At 47.8% G+C, this 25,792-nt stretch carries 23 protein-coding genes and 2 pseudogenes; 11 read left to right on the forward strand and 14 right to left on the reverse strand.

The window, feature by feature from the left end; all coding sequences use genetic code 11:
• Nucleotides 1–25: 25 nt before the first annotated feature.
• The 3 genes from hemY to SB724_RS00755 all read left to right on the forward strand — a co-directional run bounded on the left by hemY (nt 26) and on the right by SB724_RS00755 (nt 4,588).
• Nucleotides 26–1,459 (forward strand): protoporphyrinogen oxidase, encoded by a 1,434-nt coding sequence (gene hemY, locus SB724_RS00745; RefSeq protein WP_410569742.1) that lies wholly within the window; start codon nt 26–28, stop codon nt 1,457–1,459.
• 148 nt (nt 1,460–1,607) lie between these two features.
• Nucleotides 1,608–2,180 carry a TetR/AcrR family transcriptional regulator gene (locus SB724_RS00750; RefSeq protein WP_007610428.1) on the forward strand — a complete coding sequence of 191 codons (573 nt, stop codon included), beginning with the start codon at nt 1,608–1,610 and terminating at the stop codon, nt 2,178–2,180.
• Between the two features lie 74 nt (nt 2,181–2,254).
• A complete protein-coding gene (locus SB724_RS00755) occupies nt 2,255–4,588 on the forward strand; it encodes a YhgE/Pip domain-containing protein (RefSeq protein WP_088462329.1) in 2,334 nt (777 codons plus the stop codon).
• 61 nt (nt 4,589–4,649) lie between these two features.
• On the opposite strand, the gene fabHB is transcribed toward SB724_RS00755, so the two are convergent.
• The gene (fabHB, locus tag SB724_RS00760; RefSeq protein ID WP_003155217.1) at nt 4,650–5,627 is read right to left on the reverse strand and encodes a beta-ketoacyl-ACP synthase III FabHB; all 978 of its coding nucleotides are present in this window, start codon (nt 5,625–5,627) and stop codon (nt 4,650–4,652) included.
• Nucleotides 5,628–5,763: 136 nt separating this feature from the next.
• The gene (locus SB724_RS00765; RefSeq protein ID WP_044802760.1) at nt 5,764–5,985 is read right to left on the reverse strand and encodes a hypothetical protein; all 222 of its coding nucleotides are present in this window, start codon (nt 5,983–5,985) and stop codon (nt 5,764–5,766) included.
• A 131-nt stretch (nt 5,986–6,116) separates the two neighbouring features.
• Between SB724_RS00765 and SB724_RS00770 the strand changes: the two genes are divergently transcribed.
• Nucleotides 6,117–7,148 (forward strand): M42 family metallopeptidase, encoded by a 1,032-nt coding sequence (locus SB724_RS00770; RefSeq protein ID WP_007409206.1) that lies wholly within the window; start codon nt 6,117–6,119, stop codon nt 7,146–7,148.
• A gap of 40 nt (nt 7,149–7,188) precedes the next feature.
• On the opposite strand, the gene gltT is transcribed toward SB724_RS00770, so the two are convergent.
• Both gltT and yhfH read right to left on the reverse strand, forming a co-directional pair.
• The gene (gene gltT, locus SB724_RS00775) at nt 7,189–8,478 is read right to left on the reverse strand and encodes a glutamate/proton symporter GltT (RefSeq protein WP_003155211.1); all 1,290 of its coding nucleotides are present in this window, start codon (nt 8,476–8,478) and stop codon (nt 7,189–7,191) included.
• A gap of 233 nt (nt 8,479–8,711) precedes the next feature.
• Nucleotides 8,712–8,852 (reverse strand): protein YhfH, encoded by a 141-nt coding sequence (gene yhfH, locus SB724_RS00780; RefSeq protein WP_410569745.1) that lies wholly within the window; start codon nt 8,850–8,852, stop codon nt 8,712–8,714.
• Between the two features lie 151 nt (nt 8,853–9,003).
• Here yhfH and SB724_RS00785 point away from each other — a divergent pair, with 151 nt between their 5' ends.
• From SB724_RS00785 to SB724_RS00800, 4 genes are all read left to right on the forward strand, one after another.
• Complete coding sequence (locus tag SB724_RS00785) at nt 9,004–9,738, forward strand: MBL fold metallo-hydrolase (RefSeq protein ID WP_017417389.1); 735 nt, start codon at nt 9,004–9,006, stop codon at nt 9,736–9,738.
• A gap of 12 nt (nt 9,739–9,750) precedes the next feature.
• Nucleotides 9,751–10,746, forward strand: coding sequence for a lipoate--protein ligase (gene lplA / locus SB724_RS00790; RefSeq protein WP_410569748.1), 996 nt, complete (start codon nt 9,751–9,753; stop codon nt 10,744–10,746).
• 80 nt (nt 10,747–10,826) lie between these two features.
• Nucleotides 10,827–11,471: an SDR family oxidoreductase gene (locus tag SB724_RS00795; protein ID WP_044802762.1), complete on the forward strand. Its 645-nt coding sequence runs from the start codon at nt 10,827–10,829 to the stop codon at nt 11,469–11,471.
• 131 nt (nt 11,472–11,602) lie between these two features.
• Nucleotides 11,603–13,144 (forward strand): fatty acid--CoA ligase family protein, encoded by a 1,542-nt coding sequence (locus tag SB724_RS00800; RefSeq protein WP_061581878.1) that lies wholly within the window; start codon nt 11,603–11,605, stop codon nt 13,142–13,144.
• A gap of 48 nt (nt 13,145–13,192) precedes the next feature.
• Here SB724_RS00800 and SB724_RS00805 read toward each other — a convergent pair whose 3' ends face one another.
• Nucleotides 13,193–13,588, reverse strand: coding sequence for a YhfM domain-containing protein (locus tag SB724_RS00805; RefSeq protein ID WP_003155199.1), 396 nt, complete (start codon nt 13,586–13,588; stop codon nt 13,193–13,195).
• 154 nt (nt 13,589–13,742) lie between these two features.
• On the opposite strand from SB724_RS00805, the gene SB724_RS00810 reads away from it, so the two are divergent.
• Nucleotides 13,743–14,993 carry a M48 family metallopeptidase gene (locus SB724_RS00810; protein ID WP_007409200.1) on the forward strand — a complete coding sequence of 417 codons (1,251 nt, stop codon included), beginning with the start codon at nt 13,743–13,745 and terminating at the stop codon, nt 14,991–14,993.
• Between the two features lie 44 nt (nt 14,994–15,037).
• On the opposite strand, the gene SB724_RS00815 is transcribed toward SB724_RS00810, so the two are convergent.
• Entirely contained in the window at nt 15,038–16,186 is a 1,149-nt protein-coding gene (locus tag SB724_RS00815) for a S8 family peptidase (protein ID WP_410569750.1), read from the reverse strand.
• Nucleotides 16,187–16,674: 488 nt separating this feature from the next.
• On the opposite strand from SB724_RS00815, the pseudogene SB724_RS00820 reads away from it, so the two are divergent.
• Nucleotides 16,675–17,552: pseudogene (locus tag SB724_RS00820) on the forward strand (ABC transporter substrate-binding protein).
• A gap of 15 nt (nt 17,553–17,567) precedes the next feature.
• Here the strand turns inward: SB724_RS00820 and SB724_RS00825 are convergent.
• From SB724_RS00825 to SB724_RS00855, 7 genes and pseudogenes are all read right to left on the reverse strand, one after another.
• Complete coding sequence (locus tag SB724_RS00825) at nt 17,568–18,143, reverse strand: histidine phosphatase family protein (protein ID WP_410569752.1); 576 nt, start codon at nt 18,141–18,143, stop codon at nt 17,568–17,570.
• Nucleotides 18,144–18,194: 51 nt separating this feature from the next.
• Complete coding sequence (locus SB724_RS00830; RefSeq protein WP_410569754.1) at nt 18,195–19,286, reverse strand: acetyl-CoA C-acyltransferase; 1,092 nt, start codon at nt 19,284–19,286, stop codon at nt 18,195–18,197.
• A complete protein-coding gene (locus SB724_RS00835) occupies nt 19,274–20,710 on the reverse strand; it encodes an acyl-CoA synthetase (protein ID WP_410569756.1) in 1,437 nt (478 codons plus the stop codon). The genes SB724_RS00830 and SB724_RS00835 overlap by 13 nt, the downstream gene beginning before the upstream one ends.
• An 11-nt stretch (nt 20,711–20,721) precedes the next feature.
• Complete coding sequence (locus SB724_RS00840; RefSeq protein ID WP_014304743.1) at nt 20,722–21,279, reverse strand: biotin transporter BioY; 558 nt, start codon at nt 21,277–21,279, stop codon at nt 20,722–20,724.
• Nucleotides 21,280–21,409: 130 nt separating this feature from the next.
• Nucleotides 21,410–21,925, reverse strand: a complete 516-nt coding sequence (locus tag SB724_RS00845) for a methyl-accepting chemotaxis protein (RefSeq protein WP_369878811.1) — start codon at nt 21,923–21,925, stop codon at nt 21,410–21,412.
• Between the two features lie 243 nt (nt 21,926–22,168).
• A pseudogene (locus SB724_RS00850) lies at nt 22,169–22,828 on the reverse strand (protoglobin domain-containing protein); the annotation flags it as partial.
• Nucleotides 22,825–24,348, reverse strand: a complete 1,524-nt coding sequence (locus tag SB724_RS00855) for an FAD-dependent oxidoreductase (protein ID WP_410569759.1) — start codon at nt 24,346–24,348, stop codon at nt 22,825–22,827. The gene SB724_RS00855 and the pseudogene SB724_RS00850, both read right to left, overlap by 4 nt.
• A 124-nt stretch (nt 24,349–24,472) precedes the next feature.
• Between SB724_RS00855 and SB724_RS00860 the strand changes: the two genes are divergently transcribed.
• Complete coding sequence (locus SB724_RS00860) at nt 24,473–25,330, forward strand: SDR family oxidoreductase (RefSeq protein ID WP_410569761.1); 858 nt, start codon at nt 24,473–24,475, stop codon at nt 25,328–25,330.
• 30 nt (nt 25,331–25,360) lie between these two features.
• On the opposite strand, the gene SB724_RS00865 is transcribed toward SB724_RS00860, so the two are convergent.
• Nucleotides 25,361–25,594, reverse strand: coding sequence for an IDEAL domain-containing protein (locus tag SB724_RS00865; protein WP_032874382.1), 234 nt, complete (start codon nt 25,592–25,594; stop codon nt 25,361–25,363).
• Nucleotides 25,595–25,792 lie beyond the last annotated feature (198 nt).

Raw genomic sequence — 25,792 nt, forward strand, 5'->3', positions numbered from 1 at the left:
TTAAACGGTAAAGAAGGCGATAAAAATGAGTGGCGATAAAAAACATCTGGTCATCATCGGCGGTGGCATAACGGGATTAGCCGCCGCCTTCTACATGGAAAAAGAAATCAAAGAAAAACAGCTGCCGCTTGAGGTCACCCTGATCGAAGCAGGCCCGAGAGCCGGCGGCAAAATTCAGACGGCGCATAAAGACGGCTACATCATTGAGCGGGGCCCGGATTCTTTTTTGGAAAGGAAAAAAAGCGCGCCGCAGCTCGTCAAGGATTTGGGGCTTGAGCATCTGCTCGTCAACAATGCGACCGGCCAGTCTTATGTGCTCGTCAACGAGACGCTTCATCCGATGCCGAAGGGCGCGGTGATGGGTATTCCTACCAAAATCGCTCCGTTCATCTCCACCGGTTTATTTTCTGTTCCCGGAAAAGCGCGGGCGGCGCTTGACTTTGTCCTGCCTGCGAGCAAACCGAAGGAAGATCAGTCTCTGGGTGAATTTTTCCGCAGACGCGTCGGTGACGAAGTCGTTGAGAATTTAATAGAACCGCTATTATCAGGGATTTATGCCGGAGATATTGATAAGCTGAGCCTCATGTCCACGTTTCCGCAATTCTATCAGACTGAGCAGAAGCACAGAAGCCTGATTCTCGGTATGAAAAAATCACGTCCGCAGCCTTCGGGACAGCAGCTGACGGCCAAAAAGCAGGGCCAGTTTTTAACGCTGACGACAGGGCTTCAAACGTTGGTGGAGGAGCTGGAAAAGCAGCTTACGCTGACAAAGGTGATGAAAGGAACGAAAGTCACCCATATCGGCCGCGAGGAGAAAGGATATTCCGTGACGCTTGATAACGGCAAAGTGCTCTATGCGGAAGGATGCATAGTGACAGCCCCGCATAAAGCCGCGGCGAAAATGCTTTCTGATCTGCCGGCGGTTTCATGTCTCAAAGACATGCATTCTACGTCCGTTGCCAACGTCGCCTTAGGTTTTCCTGAGGGTGCCGTCAAAATGGTGCATGAAGGTACGGGATTCGTTATCTCAAGAAACAGCGACTTCTCCATCACGGCCTGCACATGGACGAATAAAAAATGGCCGCACGCGGCGCCGGAGGGCAAAACGCTTCTCAGAGCGTACGTCGGAAAGGCCGGAGATGAATCCATCGTAGATCTTTCAGATAACGAGATCATTAAAATCGTAATGGAAGATTTGAAAAAAGTAATGAAAATAAATGGCGAACCGGAAATGACCTGTGTGACCCGCTGGAACGAAAGCATGCCGCAATACCATGTCGGCCATAAGGAGCGCATCAAAGAGTTCAGAGATGCGCTGAAAGCTTCCTATCCGGGCGTATACGCGACGGGCGCGTCTTTCGAAGGGGTGGGCATCCCCGACTGTATCGACCAGGGAAAAGCCGCCGTATATGATTCACTGGCTTATATATTTGAAACGTACCAGCCTCCGTTATCGTAAAACGGAGGTTTTTTTGCATGTTCCCGTTCTGTAAAGGGAACACCAATAATGAGAAAAAACATTTGAATCTTCTTTGCGACTGTGATAAGTTATCTTATGTACAAAATGACTAAAACGTTCAAACGGTCAATTTAACGAGGTGGGAAACATGTCCGTCGATCGGAAAAAGCTCATTCTGGAAGCGGCAACTAAGTCTTTTACACAATTCGGCTACAAAGCAACGACAATGGATCTGGTGGCAAAGCTTGCAAATGTGGGGAAGGGAACCATCTACACGTTTTTCAAAAACAAAGAAGAACTGTTTGATGATATTTTCACCACTATTTTAAGAGAAATGAAGGAACACGCAGACGAAGCGATGAAACCGGAGCTTTCATTTCACGAAAATGTCCACCGGGCGCTTGTCGCGATTTTGGAATTCAGAAAAACACACCAGCTGACTATTAAAATTTTTCAGGAGAACGCCGAGATTGGTACAATAGCCGTTCAGGATGTCATTGTGAAAATGGAGCGGGCCATTCTGTCATACATTAAAGAAAAGATAGAAACAGCCATTGAAAACGGAAGCATTAAACCGTGTGATCCGGAACTGACCGCTTTTGTGATGCTCAAGCTCTACATCGCGCTGATATTTGACTGGGAAAAAAACCATCCGCCTCTTGAAAAAGAGACGATCGCTGAATTGCTGGAAATGTATGTTGGTCAAGGATTATCTAAATAATAGATGATCCTTCACTTTTTAGGTGCCGTGACCGTTTTGTCAAATGAGTCAGTTTGCGGAAGGAGGCAACAGGGTTGAATACAATAAAAAGCCAGTGGAAAGACATTGTAACGAACAAGAAACTGTTAATCCCCATCATTGCCATATTATTCGTTCCGCTGATTTACAGCGGAGTGTTTTTGAAGGCGTACTGGGACCCGTACGGCACGGTGGATCAGCTGCCGGTTGTCGTTGTCAACCAGGATAAAGGGGCGGACTACGAAGGGAAACATCTTCAGATCGGTGACGATCTTGTGAAAGAGTTAAAGAAAAATGATAATTTTGATTGGCATTTTTCAAGCGATCTTGATCAATCGTTAAAGGACTTATTAAATGCTAAATATTATTTATTGGTCGAGATTCCTGAAGATTTTTCTAAAAACGCCAGCACGGTAATGGATAAAAATCCGAAGAAGCTGGATCTGAAATATCATACGAATGCCGGATCAAACTATGTCGGCGCGACAATCGGGGAAAAGGCGATCGACAAACTGAAAGCCTCCGTGTCGAAAGAAGTGACGGAGCAATACGCAAAAGTCATTTTTGATAACTTTAAAGATATTGCCAAAGGGCTCGGCAAAGCCAGCAGCGGAGCCAAGAAAATAGACGACGGCACGAAAAACGCGAAAGACGGCAGCGCCAAGCTGAAGGAAAATTTAGCGAAGCTTACTGAAAGCACCGCTACCATCAGCGATAAAACGCAGCAGCTTGCAGACGGAGCGGCGAAAGTGACAAGCGGAATTCAAACGCTTGACAGCTCTATCGCAAAACTTCAGAGCGCAAGCGCCGAAATTCAAGATAAATCAGGACAGATTGCTTCAGGAGGAGGCCAAGTGGCCAGCGGGCTGAAAACGAGCCTTGACGCACAAAAGCAGCTCCAGCAAAAGCTTCCGGATTTAACGAATGGATTAAGCGCGTTAAACAGCAAGGCGCAGGAAGTGTCGCAAAAAGCGGCGGCATTTGAAGATGCGATCAATTCAGTCAACCTGTCAGACATTGAAAACGCGGTTGGGCAGCTCGAGCAGACTGAAAAGGACCTGCAGCAGTTTAAGAAGAAGCTTTCTGATCTGAAAAACAACCTGGATGCCCGGGATGACGCGGTCAAAAAGGTGATTAAGGACAGTGATTTCTTAACGGATGAGCAAAAAGCGAAACTTGTTCAGCTTCTGAATGAGAAGCTTCCGAAGGCCGACCTTCCGGATTTAGACAATATCGTCAGCCAGCTTCCGTCCGGCGGAGATATTCAGCTTCCGGATATGTCAGCCATAAAAAGCGCGCTCAAAGATGTAAAAGCGAAGGCTGATCAGCTGAAAGCACTGCCTCAGTCCACATCGAAACTGTATAACGGCGCAGCGGCGGTACAAGACGCGATTAACCAGCTGACGGCCGGAACTGATAAATTATACAGCGGAGCGCAGACCGTTTTTGAAAGCCAAAACAAATTGACGGCCGGCATCGGCGAATACAACAGCAAGTTCGGACAGCTCAAATCAGGATCAGAAGCGTTAGTGTCAGGGAGCGGCCAAGTATCAGGCGGCTTAACGAAACTGCTGGACGCGCAAAACAAAATCCATGATGGCTCGTCCAAAATTGAGCAGGGGCAAGCGTCTCTCGGCACCGGTTTAAGCAAGCTTTTAGACGGCACCGGACAATTGTCCAGCCAGCTGAAAGATGCGGCCGATCAAACCGGGGACATTAAGACAGATGACAAAACGTACAGCATGTTTGCCGATCCGGTAAAAACGGACGATAACGCGATTCATTCCGTGCCTAACTACGGTACCGGACTGACGCCTTATATTCTCTCTATGGGCTTGTATGTCGGCGGATTGATGCTGACGGTCGTATTCCCTCTGAGTGAAGCTTCAGGGCGTCCGAGAAACGGTTTTGAATGGTTCCTCAGCAAATTCAGCGTCATTCTGCTCGTCGGACTGATTCAATCCGTTATAGTCGCCACGGTTCTGTTAAAAGGAATCGGGCTTGATGTGGAGAGCACTTGGAGATTCTATCTCTTTACGATGATTACCAGCATCGCGTTCCTGTCCATGATTCAATTATTGGCGACAACGATGGGAAATCCGGGACGCTTTATCGCTGTCATCATTCTGGTGCTCCAGCTCGGGGCAAGCGGAGGAACCTTCCCGCTTGAACTCCTGCCGGGATTCTATCAAGTGATTCACGGGGCACTGCCGATGACTTACAGCATCAACGGGTTCCGCGCCGTCATTTCAAATGGCGATTACGGCTATATGTGGCAGCAGGCATCCATTCTGTTGGGCATCGCCGTTGTCATGATCGCGCTGACCATCGTGTATTTTACGGTGCAAAGCAAAAAAGAACACAAAACGGAAGAAGAAATAACAGCATAAGAAAAAGAGGCTCTGAGCAGATGCTCAGGGCCTCTTTTTTTAGATTTCGATCGTCGTACCATTAAAATCCCCATCTCACCAACAGTCCGGTATACGTCAATCCTCCGCCGAACCCGAATAATACCAGCGTCTGGCCTTCCGACAGTTTTTTTGCTTTCACAGCTTCATCCAATGCGAGAATAATAGAAACCGATGAAGTGTTGCCGTAATATTCAACGCTTGTCAACGTCCGTTCAAGCGGGAAGGGCAGTTTTTCGCAGATGGATTCGATCATCCGCATGTTGGCGCTGTGAGGAACGAACCAATCCAGATCGTCTTTTGAAAAGCCGGCTTTTTCTAAAAGGGCATTGCATTCCTCAGGCACGGTTCTGGCCGCCCATTTATATACTTCGCGCCCGTTTTGCACCATGTTTCCTCCGCCTTTAAGCGGCTCGCCGTTTAATTCTGCGCTCAGTCCCGTGCGATACAGCACGTCCGCGCTGCCTCCCGCTGTTCCTTGCACGGCTGCCAAAAAGCCCGGCGCTGATTCATCGCGTTCCACCAATAGGGCGCCTGCAGCGTCTCCGAAAAGAACGCAGGTCGTCCGGTCAGTATAATCCGTTACCTTTGATAATGTTTCACCGGCAATGACAATCACTTTTTGATGGGAACCGGCGGTAATTAATGCGTCTGCGAGCTGAAGGCCGTAAGTGAGTCCGGCGCATGTGGCGTTAATATCAAGCGCCCCCGTGTGCGGCCAGCCGAAGTAAGCCTGCACGCGTGCCGCGGTGCTTGGAAACGCATAGTCCGCCGTCGTTGTGGCGACAAGGATCATATCGACATCATCAAGAGTTCCGCTGTATCGTTCTGCAAGGTTTTTCACCGCTTCCACACACAAATCCGATGTGAATTCATGTTCGCCGGCAATGCGTCTTTCCTTCATACCGGTGCGCTGGACGATCCATTCATCAGATGTATCGACGATGCGCTCCAAATCCGCGTTTGTTAATCGGCGTGCCGGAGCATATGTACCGATTGCTGTAATTTTAGATTTTGACATGAAAAAATCACTCCTTTATATCAGATTATAACACCTGATATTATTACTTGGTACTAATTTTAATAAAAAAACCCAAGCAGCATCCGCTGTTTGGGGAGCATGAGAATCTATTTGTAAAACGGGCTTGTGTGAACGATTACCAATGACGGCAGCAGCGGCGGCATGAATGATGATGCTTCTTTTTTTCTTTCTTCTTTTTGTCTTTCTTCTTTTTACAAGGGTCTTCTTTTTTCTTTTTACAGTGATCTTTTTCTTTTTTACAGCCCCAGAAGGCTGCACCAGACCAATCATCCTCAAACCAATCCTCAAACCAATCATTATGAAATCTTTTCCGCTTGTGCGGTTTACGGCTGATCATACATTTCCCTCCTATGCTCATGCTCCCTTCATTCTATGAAAAAAGAGAAGGAAAAGATTGGACGGGTTGTGGATCAAAAGAGTATATTTTAAGAAGAATAAAATTGATAGGAGGAATGACCTGTGGAAAATATGAAACATACGATGGAACTGATTAAAGAATTGGTGTCGATTCCGAGTCCGACGGGCAATACATACGAGGTTATCGCCTATACAGAAAGTCTTTTAAAAGAATGGGGCGTCTCCTCTTACAGAAACCGCAAAGGCGGTCTTTTTGTCACAATTCCCGGCCGTGATGACAAGAAACACAGATTGCTGACGGCGCATGTCGATACGCTCGGCGCGATGGTAAAGGAGATAAAGGCGGACGGCCGGCTGAAGATTGACTTGATCGGCGGCTTCCGATATCACTCGATTGAAGGGGAATATTGCGAGATCCAAACTTCTTCCGGCAAAACCTATACAGGCACCATCTTAATGCATCAGACTTCAGTGCACGTCTACAAGGACGCCGGCAAGGCAGAGCGGAATCAGGAGAATATGGAAGTCCGCCTTGATGAGCCTGTCCGGACGAAGGAAGAGACGTCCGATCTCGGCATCAGGGTCGGCGATTTCATCTCATTTGACCCGCGCGTGCAGATTACGCCGAGCGGCTTTATTAAGTCCCGGCATCTTGATGATAAAGCGAGCGTGGCTCTGCTCTTGAATTTAATCCGCCGCATCACGGAAGAGAAAATCGAACTTCCGTATACGACGCATTTTCTGATTTCTAATAATGAAGAAATCGGCTACGGCGGCAATTCCAACATTCCTCCTGAGACCGTCGAATACTTGGCTGTTGATATGGGAGCGATCGGCGATGGCCAGTCTACGGATGAATATACCGTCTCCATTTGCGTGAAGGATGCGAGCGGCCCGTACCATTATCAGCTCAGAAAACATCTGGCCGGGCTTGCGGAGCGCTATGGCATTGATTATCAGCTTGATATTTATCCGTATTACGGTTCTGATGCCTCAGCAGCCATCCGTTCGGGCCATGACATCGTCCACGGGCTGATCGGCCCGGGAATTGACGCTTCACACGCTTTTGAACGCACGCATGAATTATCGCTTCTTAATACGGCGAAGCTTTTGCACCGGTATGTTCTATCGCCGATGGCATAAAAAACCCTGCGCGGAAATCATTCCGTGCAGGGTTTTCATTTTAACCTGAGATGGTTGTGTTTTGTTCTGTTTTGGCGAGGCTCATGACCTTCGCGCCTTTAACGGGATCATACTGGCCTTCCCATTTTGACATCACAACGGATGCCAGCGCGTTTCCGGTCAGATTGACGACCGTACGGGCCATGTCCATAATCCGGTCAACCCCGGCGATGAATGCAAGGCCTTCTGCAGGAATGTTGAATGCGCCTAATGTCGCAAGCAGGACGACGAAAGAAGTCCCGGGCACGGCAGCCATTCCTTTGGAAGTGACCATCAAGACAAGCACAAGGGTAATCTGCTGCCAAATGGACAAGTCAATGTGGTATACCTGAGCGAGGAATAAAGCGGCGATAGATTGGTACAGCACAGATCCGTCTAAGTTAAAGGTATATCCGATCGGCACAACAAAGGAAACAATACCTTTCGGACAGCCGATTTTCTCCATTTTTTCCATAACGCGGGGGAGTACGGTTTCGGAGCTTGACGTACTGAACGCTAATAAAATTTCATCCTTCATATAGGCGAGGAATTTGAAAATGTTTACTCCGGCAAGCTTTCCGACGATTCCGAATACAACAATGAGAAAGAAAGCCAAAGCTACATATACTAAACCGACCAGTTTACCGAGTGAAAGCAGGGAACTGAGCCCAAATTTGGAAACGGTAACACCAATCAACGCAAAAACACCAAACGGCGCAACTTTCATGACGAGGTTCACAACATGGAACATCGCATGAGAAACACCTTCAAAGAAGGCCAAGACAGGCTTTCCTTTTTCACCGATTGCCGAGATGCCGAGTGCAAACAGCACGGTAAAGCAGATGATGGCAAGCAGATCTCCTTCGGCTAATGATTGGAAGAAGTTTGTCGGTACGATATGCAGGAATGTGTCTGCGATAGATTTGTTATTTTGTTCTTTTTCTGTTTCAACATATTGACTGATATCTGTCTTTTGAGCTTCATGTATATTAACGCCTGTTCCCGGATGAAACAGATTCGCCAAAGCCAGCCCGAGAATAATGGCAAAAGTGGTAATGATCTCAAAATACAAAATCGTTTTGAAGCCTAATTTTCCGACTTGTTTTCCGCTTCCCGCGCCGGCAACGCCGATGATTAAGCTGGAGACGACAATTGGAATCACTATCATTTTGATTAAGCGTAAAAACAAATCGCCGATAGGCTGTAAATATGTTGGAATGGCGGGATTGCCGTACCAGATGACACCGACTACAACCCCTAGTATGAGTCCGACGAAAATTTGCGTCGCTAGTCCAAAGCGTAATTTTTTCATAGATTACCTCCCGAAGAAAAAAGTGCAATAAGTATCTAAAAAGATAGCTATTAGAACAAATTATAATAGAAAAGAAAACAATCCGTCTATAGAAAAATATAGATTGAAAATACTGAATCTTTTAAAACGTACAGATAATTGCTAATAATGGTGAATAACGCCCTATTCAGAAAGTATGATGACGGCCGAAAAAACGGGCGCCGCACAACTTAGAATTGTGCGGCGCCCTATTGTCACATATCCTTAATTTTCAAGCAGTCATTGCACAAATTAATGTGATACTCATACTGCTCAACAATCTCATTTCCGCATTCTTCGCATTTCTTACCGGGTAAATTTCTGAAAAAATCCGACATCTTTTCCAACATACCCATCCCTCTTTCATTGTTTTGTCTCTATATTGTATTATAACAGTTTTGGAAAATCAACGGCTGTTTTGGCACAATGTTTAAAACATGCAATTTGTACGAAAAATAGGTATATTGGAGGAAAGGATCTTTTTATCCTAAACATTCGGAGGATTATATGAAAGTTACAGTCATTGGATGCTGCGGCGGATTTCCGGCCGCAAACGAAGCAACTTCAGGCTATCTGTTTCAGTCCGGCGGCTATTCTCTGCTCGTCGATTGCGGAAGCGCCGTATTATCAAAGCTGTTTGCCTATGTTCCGGCAGAAGAGCTTGATGCCGTCATTTTGTCCCATTATCACCATGATCACATCGCTGATATCGGGCCGCTTCAATTTGCCAAACAGGTCGGCTCCTTTCTCGGAAAAGGGACGCATGCACTGCCGATTTACGGGCATGATGCTGATATAGAACAGTTTGAGCGTCTTACATATAAAACGCATACAAAAGGAGTGGCCTATCAGCCGGACCGCCCGCTTTCTGCCGGGCCGTTCACCATTACCTTTCTGAAAACGGTGCATCCGGTCACTTGTTATGCGATGCGGATTACTGACGGTTCAGCTTCTGTTGTGTATACGGCTGATTCAAGCTACCAGGACGCGTTTATCCCGTTTGCGGAAAATGCCGATCTGCTGATCTGCGAGTGCAATTTTTACGCAGACCAGGACGGCACGTCAGCCGGCCATATGAACAGTTTGGAAGCCGGACGTATCGCGAAGGAGGCCGGAGCGGGGGAGCTGATTCTCACGCATCTGCCTCATTTCGGCGAGCACCGGAAGCTGAAAGAAGAAGCGGAATCCGTATTCGGGGGCGAAGTGACAATCGCCGCTTCCGGATTGAAGTGGGAGAAATAAAGGAGGAGCACCATGTTATTTATCGACAACCAAAACATAACCGATCCGAGGATCAACCTCGCGATCGAGGAATATTGCGTGAAGCATCTCGACCCTGAACCGACATACCTGCTGTTTTATGTCAATCAGCCGTCGATTATCATCGGGAAGAACCAAAACACAATAGAAGAAATCAATACGAAATACGTAGAAGATAACGGAATCATCGTCGTCCGCAGGCTGTCAGGAGGCGGTGCGGTTTACCATGACCTCGGGAATCTGAATTTCAGTTTTATCACCAAGGATGACGGCGACAGCTTTCACAATTTCAAAAAATTCACCGAACCCGTTATTCAGGCGCTGCGCCAGCTCGGTGTGGAAGCTGAATTAAGCGGCCGAAACGACATCGTCGCGGACGGCAGAAAAATTTCCGGCAACGCTCAATTTTCGACGAAAGGGCGTATTTTCAGCCACGGAACATTAATGCTGGATTCCGCCATTGATCATGTTGTGTCAGCCTTGAAAGTGAAAAAAGACAAAATCGAATCAAAAGGCATTAAGTCAATCAGAAGCCGTGTCGCCAACATCAGCGAGTTTCTTGATGACAAAATGACGGCCGATGAATTCAAAAAGCACCTGCTTCACCATATTTTTAATACAAATGATCTCTCCGAAGTGCCGGAATATAAACTGACCGATGAAGACTGGAAAGCGATCCGGAAGATTTCCGAAGAGCGCTATCAAAACTGGGACTGGAATTTCGGCAGGTCGCCCGCATTTAATCTTCAGCATTCGAAACGTTATCCGGTCGGATCGATTGATCTGCGTCTTGAAGTGAAAAAAGGAATCATTCAGGACTGCAAAATTTTCGGTGATTTCTTCGGTGCGAAAGATGTGAGTGAAGTCGAACAGGCACTGACCGGAAAACAGTATGACAGAACTGCTATCAAGGAGGCGCTGGCCGGAATCGATCTGAAACAGTATTTCGGCAAAATAGAGCTGGAAGATTTCCTCGAGCTGATTTATTAGAACATTTGCCGAACGCACGATTTGAATCAGCGCCCGTTTTTGTGAAATGATAGAACCATAATGAATGGGGAGGGATCATGATGAAAGTATTTCTCATCGGAGCAAACGGACAGATCGGACAGCGGCTGACCGGGCTGTTTCAAAAAGACGGCACGCATACGCTGCGGGCGATGGTCCGGAAACAAGAGCAGAAAGAAGCGCTTCAAGCCGCGGGAACAGAAGCCGTTCTCGCAGATTTGGAAGGAAGCACGGAAGACATCGCGAAAGCCGCTGAAGGCTGTGACGCGATTGTGTTTACCGCCGGATCAGGGGGAAGCACCGGATACGATAAGACGCTTTTGATTGATCTTGACGGAGCGGCGAAAGCGATAGAAGCGGCAAAGAAAGCCGGCATCAAGCGGTTCATTATGGTAAGCGCCCTGCAGGCTCATAACCGCGGCAATTGGAATGAAGCGCTGAAGCCGTATTACGCCGCAAAGCATTATGCGGATAAAATTCTTGAAGCGAGCGGTCTGACGTATACGATTATCCGGCCGGGCGGGTTATTAAATGATCCCGGCACGGGAAATATCAAAGCCGCGGCCGATTTAGAAAGAGGCTCCATTTCAAGAGACGATGTCGCCAAGACCGTTATCGCATCCCTTGATGAACCGAATACGTATGAAAAAGCATTCGATCTGACGGCGGGCGGCACGCCGGTCAGTGAAGCGCTGAAACAATTATAGTTTCCGGTTTTACGGCACTCGGGGCTTTTTGCCCTTGAGTGTTTTTCTATATTTTTCTATAATAAAAGTGAACGTTTATTCCGGATAAATGAATGACTATTCATTCATTACTTTTTTAAAGGGGTGGGAAAATGAATCTGGTTTCCAAATTGGAAGAAACGGCATCGCAGAAACCGGAAAAACCAGCTTGTCTGTTTCAAGATCAGTACATGACGTATGAGGAGCTGGCAGGTAAAATCAAAGCATTTGCAAACGGCTTGGAGGACAGGGGACTGAAAAAAGGGGATCATCTCGCACTGCTGCTCGGAAATACGCCTGATTTTGTTATTGCGTTTTTCGGCGCGTTAAAAGCGGGAATTGTCGTCATACCTGTTAATCCGGCATATACACCTTCAGAAATCGCATACATGCTGAAAAACGGCGATGTCAAAGCGATCGCCGGCATCGACCTTTTAATTCCCGTATTTGAAAGCCTGCACGGCTCGCTGCCGCTGCTGGAGCATATCATTATCAGCCAGACAGCAGAGAACGCTCCATCGACACAAGACCCTCAATTGCGCTTAAAAATGACAACGTTTACAAAAATGCTCCGCCCGGCGGAGCGCAGCAGAACTTATCCGACATTGTCCAAAGATGATACTGCCGTCATTTTATACACCTCAGGGACGACCGGAAAACCGAAAGGCGCCATGCTCACCCATCAGAATCTTTTCTCCAATGCAAATGATGTCGCCGGATACTTAGGAATGAATGAGAAAGACAAAATTGTGGCGGCATTGCCGATGTTTCACGTGTTTTGTTTAACCGTTTGTATGAATGCGCCTCTGATGAGCGGAGCGTGTGTCTTAATCGAGCCGCAATTCAGCCCGGCTTCTGTGTTTAAACTGATTAAAAGCCGTCAGGCAACCATTTTTGCCGGCGTACCGACGATGTATAACTATCTGTATCAATACGAGCACGGCAAGGCGGAGGATTTTGCGTCCGTCAGACTGTGCATTTCAGGCGGGGCCTCCATGCCGGTCGCTCTGTTGCAGACGTTTGAACAAACCTTTGACGTCACCATTCTGGAGGGGTACGGACTTTCTGAAGCGTCTCCGGTTACTTGTTTTAATCCGTTTGACCGGGGGAGAAAGCCCGGCTCGATCGGGACGAATATTTTACATGTCGAAAATAAAGTCGTCGATACACTCGGACGCGAATTGCCTGACCATCAAGTGGGAGAATTGATCGTGAAAGGGCCGAATGTAATGAAAGGCTATTACAAGATGCCCGAGGAGACGGAGCACGCGCTGAAAGACGGCTGGCTGTACACGGGTGATTTGGCGAAGCGCGACGAAGACGGTTATTTTTATATCGTCGACAGAAAAAAAGATATGATTCTCGTCGGCGGATATAACGTCTATCCGCGCGAAGTAGAAGAAGTGCTCTACAGCCATGAGGGCATTAAAGAAGCCGTGGTCATCGGCGTTCCTGACGCCAAAACGGGGGAAGCGGTGCATGCTTATATAGTGCCTGGGGACGGTGAGCTGACAGAGCAGGCGGTTTTTGATTACTGTGAAACACATTTGGCAAAATATAAACGGCCGGCGGAAGTGGTTTTTCTTGATGAGATTCCGAAGAACGCGACCGGAAAGCTGCTGAGACGGGCGGTCCGGGACATGCTTCCGAAATGACGGACGAAAAGCGAAGCCGGGGGGCTTCGCTTTTACATGCTGATCCGGTCAGCTCTGTGATTCTTCCTTAATGATGCTTTGCACAAGCTTCGTATCATGCCGGGTCAGTTTGTAATACGTGTTTTTATACTTGTACATCATATAATTGCCGCTTTCGAGCCACATGCTGAATGAATCAAAACGGTCTTCATGGTATTTGACCGTTCCGTCGTAATCGGGAGATACGCTTTTGGTCAGTTTGACTTGTTTTCCTTGGTTCAAGATATCGAGCATATCTTTTACATTCTGCCTGTCTTTAATTTTGATTTCTTTTTTTCCGTGCTCAGACAGAATAATCAGATCTGCGTTGCTTGATGGAAACACATCGCCGGTCCGGCTGTATACATAGAAGAAAGCAATAACCAAAAGGGCGATTACTACAATAAACGCGATTATTTTTTTCATATTCATCACTCCGTCTTTTAGTCTTTCCCGCTTCCTGTTGTTCCATTCTTTTCTGTTGTGAAAAGATTAACATCCGTTTCGGAGGCTTGGTTCTATTTATTTGCATTTATGCTTACAATAGGAGTAAGTCATAAGGCTAAGGAGGGAGACTTCCATGCGCAAATGGATAGCGGCAGCGGGGCTTGCCTATGTGCTGTACGGCCTTTTTTTCTATTGGTATTTCTTTATGACAGGAGACTCCGCCGTCCCGGAGGCCGTAAAGGGAACGAAAGCCGATCCGTCCTCGTTTATGGACCCGGGCCGCCTGGCAGCCGCTGAAAACTTTTCAAATGTAAAGGATTTTTTATTTTTCATCGGAGCGCCGTTAGATTGGTTTTTATTTTTTCTGCTGCTCATTACGGGGCTTGCCAAAAAAATAAAGCATTGGCTCGAAGCAGCGGTGCGCTTTCGGGTGCTGCAAATCGTAAGCTTCGTATTTGTGATTTCACTCATCGTTACGGCGGCTTCGCTTCCGCTTGAGTGGATCGGATATCGGGTTTCGCTTGCGTATCATATTTCGACGCAGACAACAGCAAGCTGGATAAGAGACCATGTCATTGATTTCTGGATCAGTTTTCCGCTGTTTGCCGTGTGTGTGCTTGTGTTTTACTGGCTGATCACAAAGCATACAAAAAAATGGTGGTTTTACGCTTGGTGTCTTACTGTGCCGTTTACCCTGTTTTTGTTTTTCCTGCAGCCGGTCGTGATTGATCCTTTATACAATGATTTCTATCCGCTGAAAGACAAGGAGCTGGAAAGCAAAATCTTGTCGCTTGCCGACAAGGCCGATATTCCGGCCAGCCATGTTTATGAAGTCAATATGTCGGAGAAAACGAATGCGCTGAATGCGTATGTGACGGGGATCGGTTCGAATAAGCGGATCGTTTTGTGGGATACGACGCTTAACAAACTGAAGGATCGGGAAATTTTGTTCATTATGGGGCATGAGATGGGGCACTATGTGATGAAGCACGTGTACATCGGACTGGCCGGGTATCTGCTGCTGTCATTAGCCGGGTTCTATATCATTGACAAGCTTTATAAGCGGCTGTCCAAATTCTTCGGCCGAATGCTTCATATAAAGGGGCCTGAAGATCTGGCCGCCCTCCCGCTGTTATTGCTGCTCATATCCGTTCTCAGCTTTGCTTCTGATCCGATTACGAATGCCGTCTCCAGGTATCAGGAAAACGCCGCCGACCGCTACGGCATCGAGCTGACCGGAAACCGGGAAGCGGCGATTGAGACGTTTCAGGACTTGGCCGATACGGGACTGAGCCGGGTCAACCCGCCGTTTCTCGTCAAAATTTTCAGAGGGAGCCACCCGTCGATCATGGAGCGGATTGAACATGCGGAGGAAGAAAAATAATAAAAAAACCGGCGGGGCCATGCCCGACGCCGGTTTTTTATGTTTTACTGAGCTGCCGCCTGTACGTTGATCAGCCCTTTTCCGTAGTAGAAAGCATCACCAAGTTTTGTAGTGGTGTTTTCTAAACTGCTGCGGACTTGAGTGTTTGTCCAGTTCGGGTGCTTAGAAAGAATCAAAGCAGCCGCTCCGGCAACGTGCGGAGATGCCATTGACGTACCATTGTACGCGCCGTATTTGTTTCCAGGAAGCGTGCTTTGGATAGAGACGCCTGGTGCCATGACATCAAGCTCAGAACCTACGCTTGAGAAAGATGCTCTTTGGTTGCTGCTGTTAACAGCGCCTACCGCGATGACAGAAGGGTATTTACCAGGGTAGCCCACTGTGCTTGAGCCGCCGGAAGTGCCTTCGTTACCGGCTGCCGCTACGACGACGACGCCGGAAGCAACGGCTTTGTCAACTGCCGCTTTTAACGCTGCAGAACCAGAAGGTCCGCCGAGGCTCATGTTAATAACGTCCATATTGTTTGCGATCGCCCACTCAATTCCGTTAATAATCCAGCTGTACTGGCCGGAACCGTCAGCGCCGAGAACTTTTACAGCGTAAAGAGATGCGCTTGGCGCAACGCCTAATACACCGATTGAGTTATTAAGAGCCGCAACTGTACCGGCAACGTGAGTTCCGTGGGAGTTGTTGTCTTGGAAAGGATTTGTTTCAGAAGGTACCATGCTGGCTCCGCCTGCTACCTTTAAATCAGAATGAGAAGAATCGATGCCGCTGTCGATAACCGCTACTTTAACATTTGATCCGGTGAAGCCTTGAGAGTGCAGAGCAGGGGCTTTAATCTGTGATACACCGTAAGGCACGGACTGCGCGTACGCCTGTGCAACGTGATCTTCTTCAACGTAAGCGACGCTAGGGTCTTTTTTCAGATCTTTTACAGCTTTTTCATTTAATGTAGCTGAAGCTGCGTCTACATATTTGAATTGCTTTTGAACTTTCCCGCCTTTTTCAGAAATGACATCTTTTTTCTTAGCGGCGCTCATCGTGCTCATTGTCTGTTTAAATCCGACAATGTATTTCTTTTCCCCGTTTGATTTCCCTGCCGCCTGGGCAGGAGACGTGCTGCCGAACGCCATCGTAAAGATTAACGCTAAAGCAAACAGCAAACTGATCCATACCTTTTTGCCTCTCACTCTTTATCCACTCCTTTTTTCATTTGCAGAACAACCAATAGACAGATTATTCTGTGGATTAATTGTATAGCATGGAATAATATTTTAGTAGACCCAATTTTTTTCAGTTTGTTTTATTTCTATTTAGGTATATCATCTCTCTTTCGTTTAATAGGAACCCGAAATATTTAAATTTTAATGGAAAAAACCGATGGAAGGACATGAGTATTTGTACACAGCCGCAATCGCTCTCTTGTTTGCTGGGTCGAACGGTTTGATTCCATTTTTGGAATCTGAGGCAAAAACAGGATAAATGTCACCTTTTGTTGAATGCAGAAGTCTGATGGAAACGAAAGCGGAATGAAATAAAGCGGCCGGCATGAATCAGTCTTCGGCTTTCTTGACGGAGAAAAGCTGTGAAACCATTTTATAAAAATAATGATAATGAATATCATTGATACTTATATTGTCAATGATATAATTGCGGAAAAACGAAAGAGGAGGAACAGATGAAACCAATTTTCAGTATGCTGATGATCTTATCCGTTCTCTTCATAACGGCATGCTCAGAACAGGAACATGAAACCGCCGTCAGGCACGATCTGGGGACCGCGCATGTGACTGCGCACCCGCAGCGCATCGCCGTATTGAATGAGGGCTTTATTGACACCCTCCATGATCTCGGCATAAAGCCGGCGGCCGCCGCGGATAGCCGGTCAGAGCGAAACGACGGCAGTCCGTCCGTCGGGCCCCGTCATATCCCGATTTGAAAAAGATCACTTCGTTAAAACCCGATCTCATCATTGCAGACTCAAGCCTTCACAGGGGGATATACCGAAAACTGACAAAGATCGCTCCGACAATCGCTTTAAAAAATGAAGCTGCGGATTATCAGGATGCGGTTGACGCTGCCCTTACCATTGAAAAGGCGGTCGGTAAAGAGGGCATCATAGAGAAACAATTGTCGGCTCAGGAAGAAAAGCTGAATGACATCAAAAGAAAGCTGGATGCAGAAGGCGGCACGATTTTATTAATTGACGCTGCAAATGACAGCATTTCCGTAAAGGATGATCGGTTTTTTACGTCCCGGCTTTTGACGCTTGCAGGGTTTACATATGCCGTCCAGACGGATTCCGGCGGGAAATCAGACTGTATCAAAATGACGCCCGGGCAGCTTTTGCATATCGATCCTGATTACATCGTGCTGTTGGACGGTGAGAAAGAACCCGAAAAAAATCACCTCTGGAAACAGCTGACGGCCGTAAAAAACGGACACGTTTACCGCGCGGACAGGGCGGTATGGACGGAGCGCCGGAGCATTGACGGTGCGGACGCCATATTACATGATCTTCAGAAAAAAATGCTCGCCAAAAAGGCCCAAAACTGAATTCGGGCCTTTTTGTTATGATTCTGACAGGTGGCTGCTTACATTGTAATCTTTGATGCGCCACTTATTTTCAATTCGTTCTATATTGCTCAGGCACGCATTGACAAGCTTAGCGTTTTGTATGTCGGTATCACCGTCAGAAATGGCGGACAAGAGGGCGTGAATGGCTGCGCCGTGAGCGACGATCAGTACTTTTTGCTCAGGAAACCGCTCCTGAACTTTCACTAAACCGGCAAGCATTCTGTCTGTCAGCTCTTCTGCGGTCTCCATGTTCGGGTAGTTTTTATCCGGGTAGCGCTTCGACCGTTCCGATAAAGACATTCCTTCCGCATCACCGTAGCTCCGTTCTCTGAAATCTTCCATGACGACAATGGGAAGATTCAAAAACCCGTTAATAATGTCAGCTGTTTTTCTGGCCCGTTTCATCGGGCTTGAGACGATGACATCCCATTCGGACCCCTTTAAGTACTCTCCTGTTTCTTTCGCCTGACGCTCTCCCGTCGCATTTAACGGAATATCCGATTTGCCTTGAAGCTTCTTTTGGGCATTCCAATCAGTCTCTCCATGTCTTACTAAACAAACGGCAGTCATAAAGTCTCCACTCCGATCAATTTTTTATCGATATCATCTATTATACTGCCGTTACGTTAACACTTCAAAGAGAAGCGCCAGTCCGACTCCCCCTCCGCTGCCGATTGCTGCTGCTGCGTAGCGGGCATCCGGGCGTCTTTTTGCTTCGTAAAAAAGCCGGGTGACAAGCGCCGCCCCGGAAGCCCCGTACGGATGCCCGACCGCCAGAGCGCCGCCCCGGACATTTATTTTAGAATACGGCACTCGAAGCTGCTGTGAAAAAACGCATATTTTGACGGCAAACGCCTCGTTGATTTCGTATATATCAATATCATCCGGTGACAGGTTCCGTTCCTTCAAAAGCTTTTTGACGGCATAAACCGGGGCTGCTGACGGATAATGCGGATGGACGCCGCTTACCGCGCTTCCGATAAAACGCAATCCCGGCTTTAAACCGAGAGACCGCGCTTTTTGTTCTTCCATCACACAAACTGCCGCCGCCCCGTCAGAAATTCCGCAGCTGTTGGCGGCGGTGACAGAGCCTCCGGACTGAAAGACGGGTTTGGCACGGGAGATGAGAGGCTCCATGTTCCGCTTTTTCAGCATGTTTTCGTCAGCGGCGAATCCGTGACAGGGAAGAATTTCCCGGCTGTACAAGCCGTCTTCGTGCGCTTTGACGCTCCGTTCATAGCTGAGAAGGGCATATTCGTCCTGCATCTTTCTCGTTACGCCGTAAGCCTGTGCCGTATACTCGGCTGCTATGCCCATATCAGGATCGCCGATGTGTTCAGGAGAAAAGCGCGCCCGGGATGAGAAAGGGGAACGGCTGCTGCTCTCCGCTCCTCCCGCGATGTACGTGCTCCCCGCGCCGGCTTTGACAAAGTGGCACGCGACCCTCACGGCGTCCAGTCCGGAGCCGCACTGCCTGTCGATGGTCGTACCGGACACGCTCAAAGGAAGTCCGGCGGCCAAGGCTGACAGCCGGGCGAGATTCCCGCCGCGGCCCGTCGCGTTTCCGATCAGGACTTCATCAATGTCTTCGGGCATGTTCCGGCTCAAATGGCGGATCAGCGGAGCTGCCAAATCTTCTGGGAGACAGTCTTTTAACAGGCCGTTTTCCCGGGCGAAAATCGTCCGTTTCGCATCCGTAATTACAGCTTCCATTCCATCATGTCCTTTGCCTGCTTTTGTACGGCGGCACGGGCGATCTTTCCGCCGGCTGTTTCCGGTATTTTTGAAAACAGCCATTTTTTCGGGATTTTATATGCTGCCAGCTGCTCGCGGCACTGTTTCTTCAGTTCCTTTACATTTGCATGTCCGTCGATCACCGCAACGGCGATACTGCCCCAATAATCATCAGGAATGCCGATGACGGCCGCTTTTCTGACGCCCGGACAGCGGTTGAGCACACGTTCTATCTCTTCGGGGAATACATTCAGGCCGCCTGATACGATCATCCCGTTTTCACGTCCTTCGATATAAAGATAGCCTTCACGATCGATATATCCCATGTCATCAACCGTTATCCAGCCGGAATCATCAGGTTTTGCGCCGTTGATGTATCCGGAAAATTTCATCGGGCTGTTCACAAAAATCTTCCCCGTTTCGCCCGGCATGCAGCGCTCTCCTCCGGGGCGGCGGATTTCGATTGTAACATTTTCAAACGGACGGCCCGCGGCGTCAGGCTTTCGGGCGCTGTCTTCAGGCGATAAGAACGCCACGAAACTCAGCTCAGACGTTCCGTAAAAATCGTACAACCGCAAATGGGGATAGCGCTCTGACAGCGCTTGTTTTGACGAAGCGGGCCAGTCTGCACCGGAAGAAATCACCTTGAGCGGTGTATCCGGAAACGCCTCTAGTGAGAGCAGGGCGTCCGTCATTGTCGGAACGGTATATAGAACGTCAGCTTGTCTGAGCCGGTCTTTCATTCCGGCCGGATTGAATTTTCTTTGAAGGATGACGGTTCCGCCGATAAACAAAGTGCTGACGGCGCCGTATAAAAAGTGTGACGAGCGAAGCGTGCCCGGTACCAGCACTTTGTCATCAGGGGAAATGCCGAATTCACGTTTCGTACAAGAAAAGCTCTCCAGCCACGAACGGTGAGAGCGGGTGAAGGCTTTCGGCTTACCGGTCGATCCCGAGGTGAACCCGGTATAAAAGGGCAGGCCGGCGTTTTTGATCAAAGCGCCTTCCGTTTTTTCGGCCTCAATCAAAGGCCTGCATTCATCCCACAGGATGACAGGCGTTTTGACGCCGTCCAGTCTGCCGCTCAGCCGGCGGTCACAGATGACGAGGTCGGTTTTGCTGATGTGCAGCTGATCCGCGAGTTCCGCCGCAGCCGAGCGGGGATCTAACGGAACCGCCGTGCAGCCGGCATGCGCCGCGCCTGCGAAAAGTTGTAAAAAAGGGATGCCGTTCGGCAGTAATATTGCAATGTTTTCCGGCTTACCTGAAAGGCTGCCAAGCCAGTTTGCGGTTTGGTTTACTAGCCTGTTCCAAGTTTGATAGGTGATCTGTTCTGTTTCTGTCTGAATTGCGATCTGTTCCGGCGCTTGTCCGGCTGTATCTGAATATGATGATGTAATCATGATGACTAAAATCAGCTTCCTTTCGTCGGCAAAAGCCGGCTTGCTTGAAGAGTTTTTCTGATTCTTACGGCTGCGAATGAGGCTGCGGCCGCTTTAAGCAGATCTCCGGGCACATAGATGAGGCTGAGCTTTACGGCAGTCAAGATATCAATGTGCATTATAAAAGCCTGAACGGGAATGCCGATGACATACAAAAACAGCACGCCGAACAAGAACTGTCTGATAAACAAATGGGGGACAGCAGCTGAGCGAAGGCCTTGGATGCTGAGGCTCAGCAGTAATGCCGCCAGCGGATATGCGATGAGATATCCGGCGCTCGGCCCGAAAAAAACCCCGAACCCGCCTCTGCCGCCTGAAAGGAGAGGCGCTCCGCATGCCACAATCAGCAAAAACAGCAATTGGCTTAAAAACGCCGCTTTCGGTTTTAGGATGCTTCCCGATAAGAGCACACCGATCGTCTGGAGCGTAATCGGAACCGGCGTAAAGGATAAGAAAAGCGGCGGGAGCAGTCCCAAAAGTCCCATAATGGCGGTAAACACGGCAATATGCATCATTTCTGTCAATTTCATTATGTATTCCTCCAGCTTATCAAAATATGTTTATACAATAAAGCGAGTCATTATATATGTCAACTATATTATATTTTTAGTTAACATTAAAAAGACCGGCCCTTTATGAAAAAGGCCGGTCGGTTTATCTTTATTCTTCTGTAAGGATAACAAGTGAATCAACGGATGATGCAACGTGGGATACGGCGCGGCTGACTTCTTGAAGACCGCCGAGAAAGGCCTGCAAATCAACGTCGATTTTGCCTGTCTGGTCTTTGCTCGTTTTCATGCTTTGGACGATGTCATCAAACAGACGGTTGATCTGCGCCATTTTTTCTTTCGTTTCACTTACAAGTCCGTTTACATCTTTAATATGTTTGGACACGATGTCGATTTGTGTATTGGTATTGTTCACGAGCTCTGATACGGTGGAAACGGTTTTTTTCGTATCCTCTGAAAGCTTTCTTACCTCCGTCGCGACAACGGCGAACCCTTTGCCGTGCTCACCGGCTCTCGCAGATTCTATTGAAGCGTTGAGTGACAGGAGATTCGTTTGCTCGGCGATCCCCGTCACGATGCCGAAGATTTTTTCGATCTGCTGGGCGATGTCATTCAGCTTGTCCATTTCTTCTTCAATCTGCAGAAGGCTGGCGTCGATTTTATTCATCTGCTTCTGCTGGCTTTCAAGCTCTTTTTTTCCGCCGATTGATTTTTCTTCGACATGTACGGAAGTGACGGTGCCGGCTTTTGACGCCTCGGAAATGCCCTCGGATTTGTCGACCAGCTCCTGCACGGCTCTGCTCGTTTCTGAAAACAAATCAGCGAGTGATCCGGATGTTTCCTGGATTTTCTGATGAAGACGGGCTTTCTTTTCCTCTTGTTCGTCACGCTGGCAGTTATATTCAGTCTGGAATGCTTCAAGGACGAGCTGCTGTTCAAGATTCAATATTTTCGTCGTCGCTTTGATCGCTTTTAAAAGCTCATGCAAATCCGGGATTGCTGCTTCATATATGTTCATCATCGACAGAAGCAGATCTTGAAACGCTCCCATATACCATTTCGGTTCAAGGCCGATCCGCAAGTGGATGGAAGCGATGCGCTGTCTTTTTTCAATGAATTCATCATCAATCGTGCCGGCAAACATCTCATGGATATGACGCCGTAATGTTTTTTTCAGGCGCTCGACCGTGCTGTGGTCGTTAATGATCGTCATTAATGATTTTTCATGATCCAGATTTCGGTAAAAGGAATCGACGATTGTTGAGATATGTTCTTTAATTAACGGCTGCAGCTCTTCAAGCACATGAAGTTCTTCGTTTCCGAGCTTGACCATTTTCAGCTGTTTTTGGACATCTGCATATTGATTTGAAAGCGCGATGCGTTTTTTTTCATCGGCTTCTGAAAAATAAGCTGTTTCTTTTTTGCGGTCTTTTTTAAATAACAATATAAGTTCCCCCAGATATTCTCTTTTTCTTTTTATCGGTATGGAAGGAACTTGAATGAAGGAATCTGATAAAAATATTTTAATGCAGAAAAAAATAAAACCATTCTGTACGAATGGTTTAGTCAATCTTGGGTGAGGCGTTTCAGCGGCTTGATGGCGGGACCTTCGGCAACCCCGCCGTCAGGTGTGAACCGGGACCCGTGACAAGGACAGTCCCACGTCCGTTCGCCGTCATTCCATTCAACCTCACAGCCTAAATGGGTGCATGTCGTATCGACAAGATGCAGACAGCCTTTTTCATCTTTATAGGCGCCGGCCCGTTTGCCGTTTACCGTTACGATTTTTCCCTCCCCGGGCCGAAGAGTCTCAGGTGAAGCGTCCGGCCTCTCAAGTTTGCCCGAGATAAGGTGTTTGGCCACGTCGGCATTATAGGAGATCAGTTTTTTCAGTCCCGGATCTGCGTGGAAGCGTGACGGGATAAACAGGCCGGAAAACGGGTTCTTTTTGTTTTGAATATGATCAGCCAAAAGCTTCGCGGCGAGCGCTGAGCTTGTCATACCCCATTTTTTAAAACCGGTCGCCGCCAAAATATGTTCTTCATCGCCTGAGATGGGACCGATGAACGGAATTTTGTCAATGGTGACAAGGTCTTGTGCAGACCAATGATATGGGATGCTTTCAACCCCGATTGTGTTTTCCGCAAATTGTTTCAGCGCTTCGTAATGCTCGGACATTTCTTTTCCTTGGCCTGTTTTGTGGCTTTCGCCGCCGACAAGAACCAGTTTTTCACCGTTTAAATCGGTGTATCGCAGTGATCTGGACGGCTTGTCTATGCTGAGATACATCCCGTCCGGATAGGCTTGTTTCGGTTTTACCGCGAGTACGTAGGACCTGCTGGCATACATTCTGGCGGCGTAAAGCCCCCCTCCGTCATAAAAAGGAAAGTGGGAAGAGCAGACAATGTAGCTGCACTTGATGCCGTGTCTGTTTTTCGTGACCACTTCCGGCTGCGGTTCTTTTTTTATGTCGATCGCAGCCGTCTGTTCAAAAATCCGCGCCCCGTTTTTAACGATCTCTTTGACGAGCGCCGCACCATATAAAAGCGGATGGAATTGCGCCTGATTCTTCATGGCGAGACCGAGACTGCAATCAACGGGGACGGGAAGTTCTTTCGCAAGCTCGTGTTCAATGCCGAGCTTGGTATAAGCTTCCTGCTCGCTGCGGATTTTTTTGGCGCCTGATTCTGTATTGGTGTAAAGATATGCGTCTTGTTCAGCCAGTCTGCATTCAATCGAAAGGTCCTTCATAATCTGCTTCATGTCTTCCATGGCGCGGAGATGGGCTTCGAAATACAGCCTTGCGCTGGTCAGGCCGATCTGCTGAATAAGATCGGCATAGATGAAATCATGCTGGGCGGTGATTTTTGCGGTCGTGCCCGCGGTCGTCCCGTTTAAAATCCGGTCTGCTTCAATGACAGCGACACGGAAACCTCTTTTCGTCAGTTCGTATGCCGTTGTCAGGCCCGTAATTCCTCCGCCGATAACCGCAACGTCACATTCCGTATCTTCAGTGAGGGCGGGAAAGGAAGGAATGTCAGCTGTTGCTTTCCAATAGGAAGCCGGTTCCTCGTTTGAAAAAGTAGTCAATTCAGATTTACCTCCTCTGTTGTATATTCTTAATTTTTCCAATAAGACTCTATTCATACATGAAATTCGTATAAGATGCTCAAATTACTCATAATATAGTAATTAATGTAAAGGAGTGATAAAAATGGCTAACCAGAAGAAGAAAACCTTGCCGCCGCAGCATCAAAACCGGCAGCCGGGCTTTGAATATGTAATGGACCCGCGCCCCGTTTTTGACAAACCGAAAGCGGCGAAAAAACTTGAAGGGAAAACGGCGATCATCACGGGCGGAGACAGCGGGATCGGCCGCGCCGTATCCGTTTTATTCGCGAAGGAAGGCGCTAATGTGGTCATCGTTTACTTTGATGAGCATCAGGATGCCGAAGAGACGAAGCAATATGTAGAAAAAGAGGGGGCGAAGTGTCTGCTGATCGCAGGGGATGTCGGCGACGAAGCCTTTTGCAACGATGTCATCCGCCAGGCGGGCCAAGCCTTTCCTTCCATTGACATCCTGGTCAACAACGCAGGTGAGCAGCACGTACAGCCGGGGATTGAGAAAATCACGAGCCACCAGCTCATCAGAACGTTTCAGACGAATATTTTTTCAATGTTTTACTTAACGAAAGCCGCGCTCCCTCACCTGAAAAAAGGAAGTTCAATCATTAATACGGCCTCCATTACCGCCTATAAAGGCCACAAAACATTGATTGACTATTCAGCGACAAAAGGGGCGATCGTCACGTTTACAAGATCTCTTTCCCAATCTCTTGTCACTCAGGGCATCAGGGTAAACGCAGTGGCGCCGGGGCCGATCTGGACGCCGCTGATCCCGGCGAGCTTCTCGGCGAAGGAAGTGGAAGTCTTCGGCTCAGACGTGCCGATGCAGCGACCGGGAGAGCCTGTTGAAGTGGCGCCGAGCTATTTGTACCTAGCAAGCGATGATTCTTCCTATGTCACGGGACAGATGATTCATGTGAACGGCGGCACCATCGTAAACGGATAATGTAAAAAAAGCCAATCCATATGGATTGGCTTATTCACTCTGTTTGAGTGCTGCATATTCTTTTGAAAGCGTGAGGAACGCTTCTTTATTTTTATCATCAAGCGCCTTATTAATCTGCATTGTCAGTATGGCGATCCGGCGTTTATACAAGGATTCATCAAGCACCATTTGAATGTAAATATCGGCCATTGTCACATCGAATTCGTTTGCTTTTTGCGTGTTGCGGGACTTCATGAGCTCAGTGTACGACTTTTTCTCTTTCATAAAGAATCCCCCCAATGCCTTTTTTATAGTATATGGATAACGGCCGGAAAAATCAATTAATTTTTATAATCTTTAGACAACTAATACTTGGAAATATATCGACATATCCTGCAAATTGACGAAAAAACGAAAATGATCATTGTATAAATGAGATGAAATGAAAAAGAAAAATAATATTTAAATAGTAATTTAAGACTA

It is taken from the genome of Bacillus sp. SIMBA_031, assembly GCF_046535225.1.
GTDB lineage: Bacteria > Bacillota > Bacilli > Bacillales > Bacillaceae > Bacillus > Bacillus velezensis.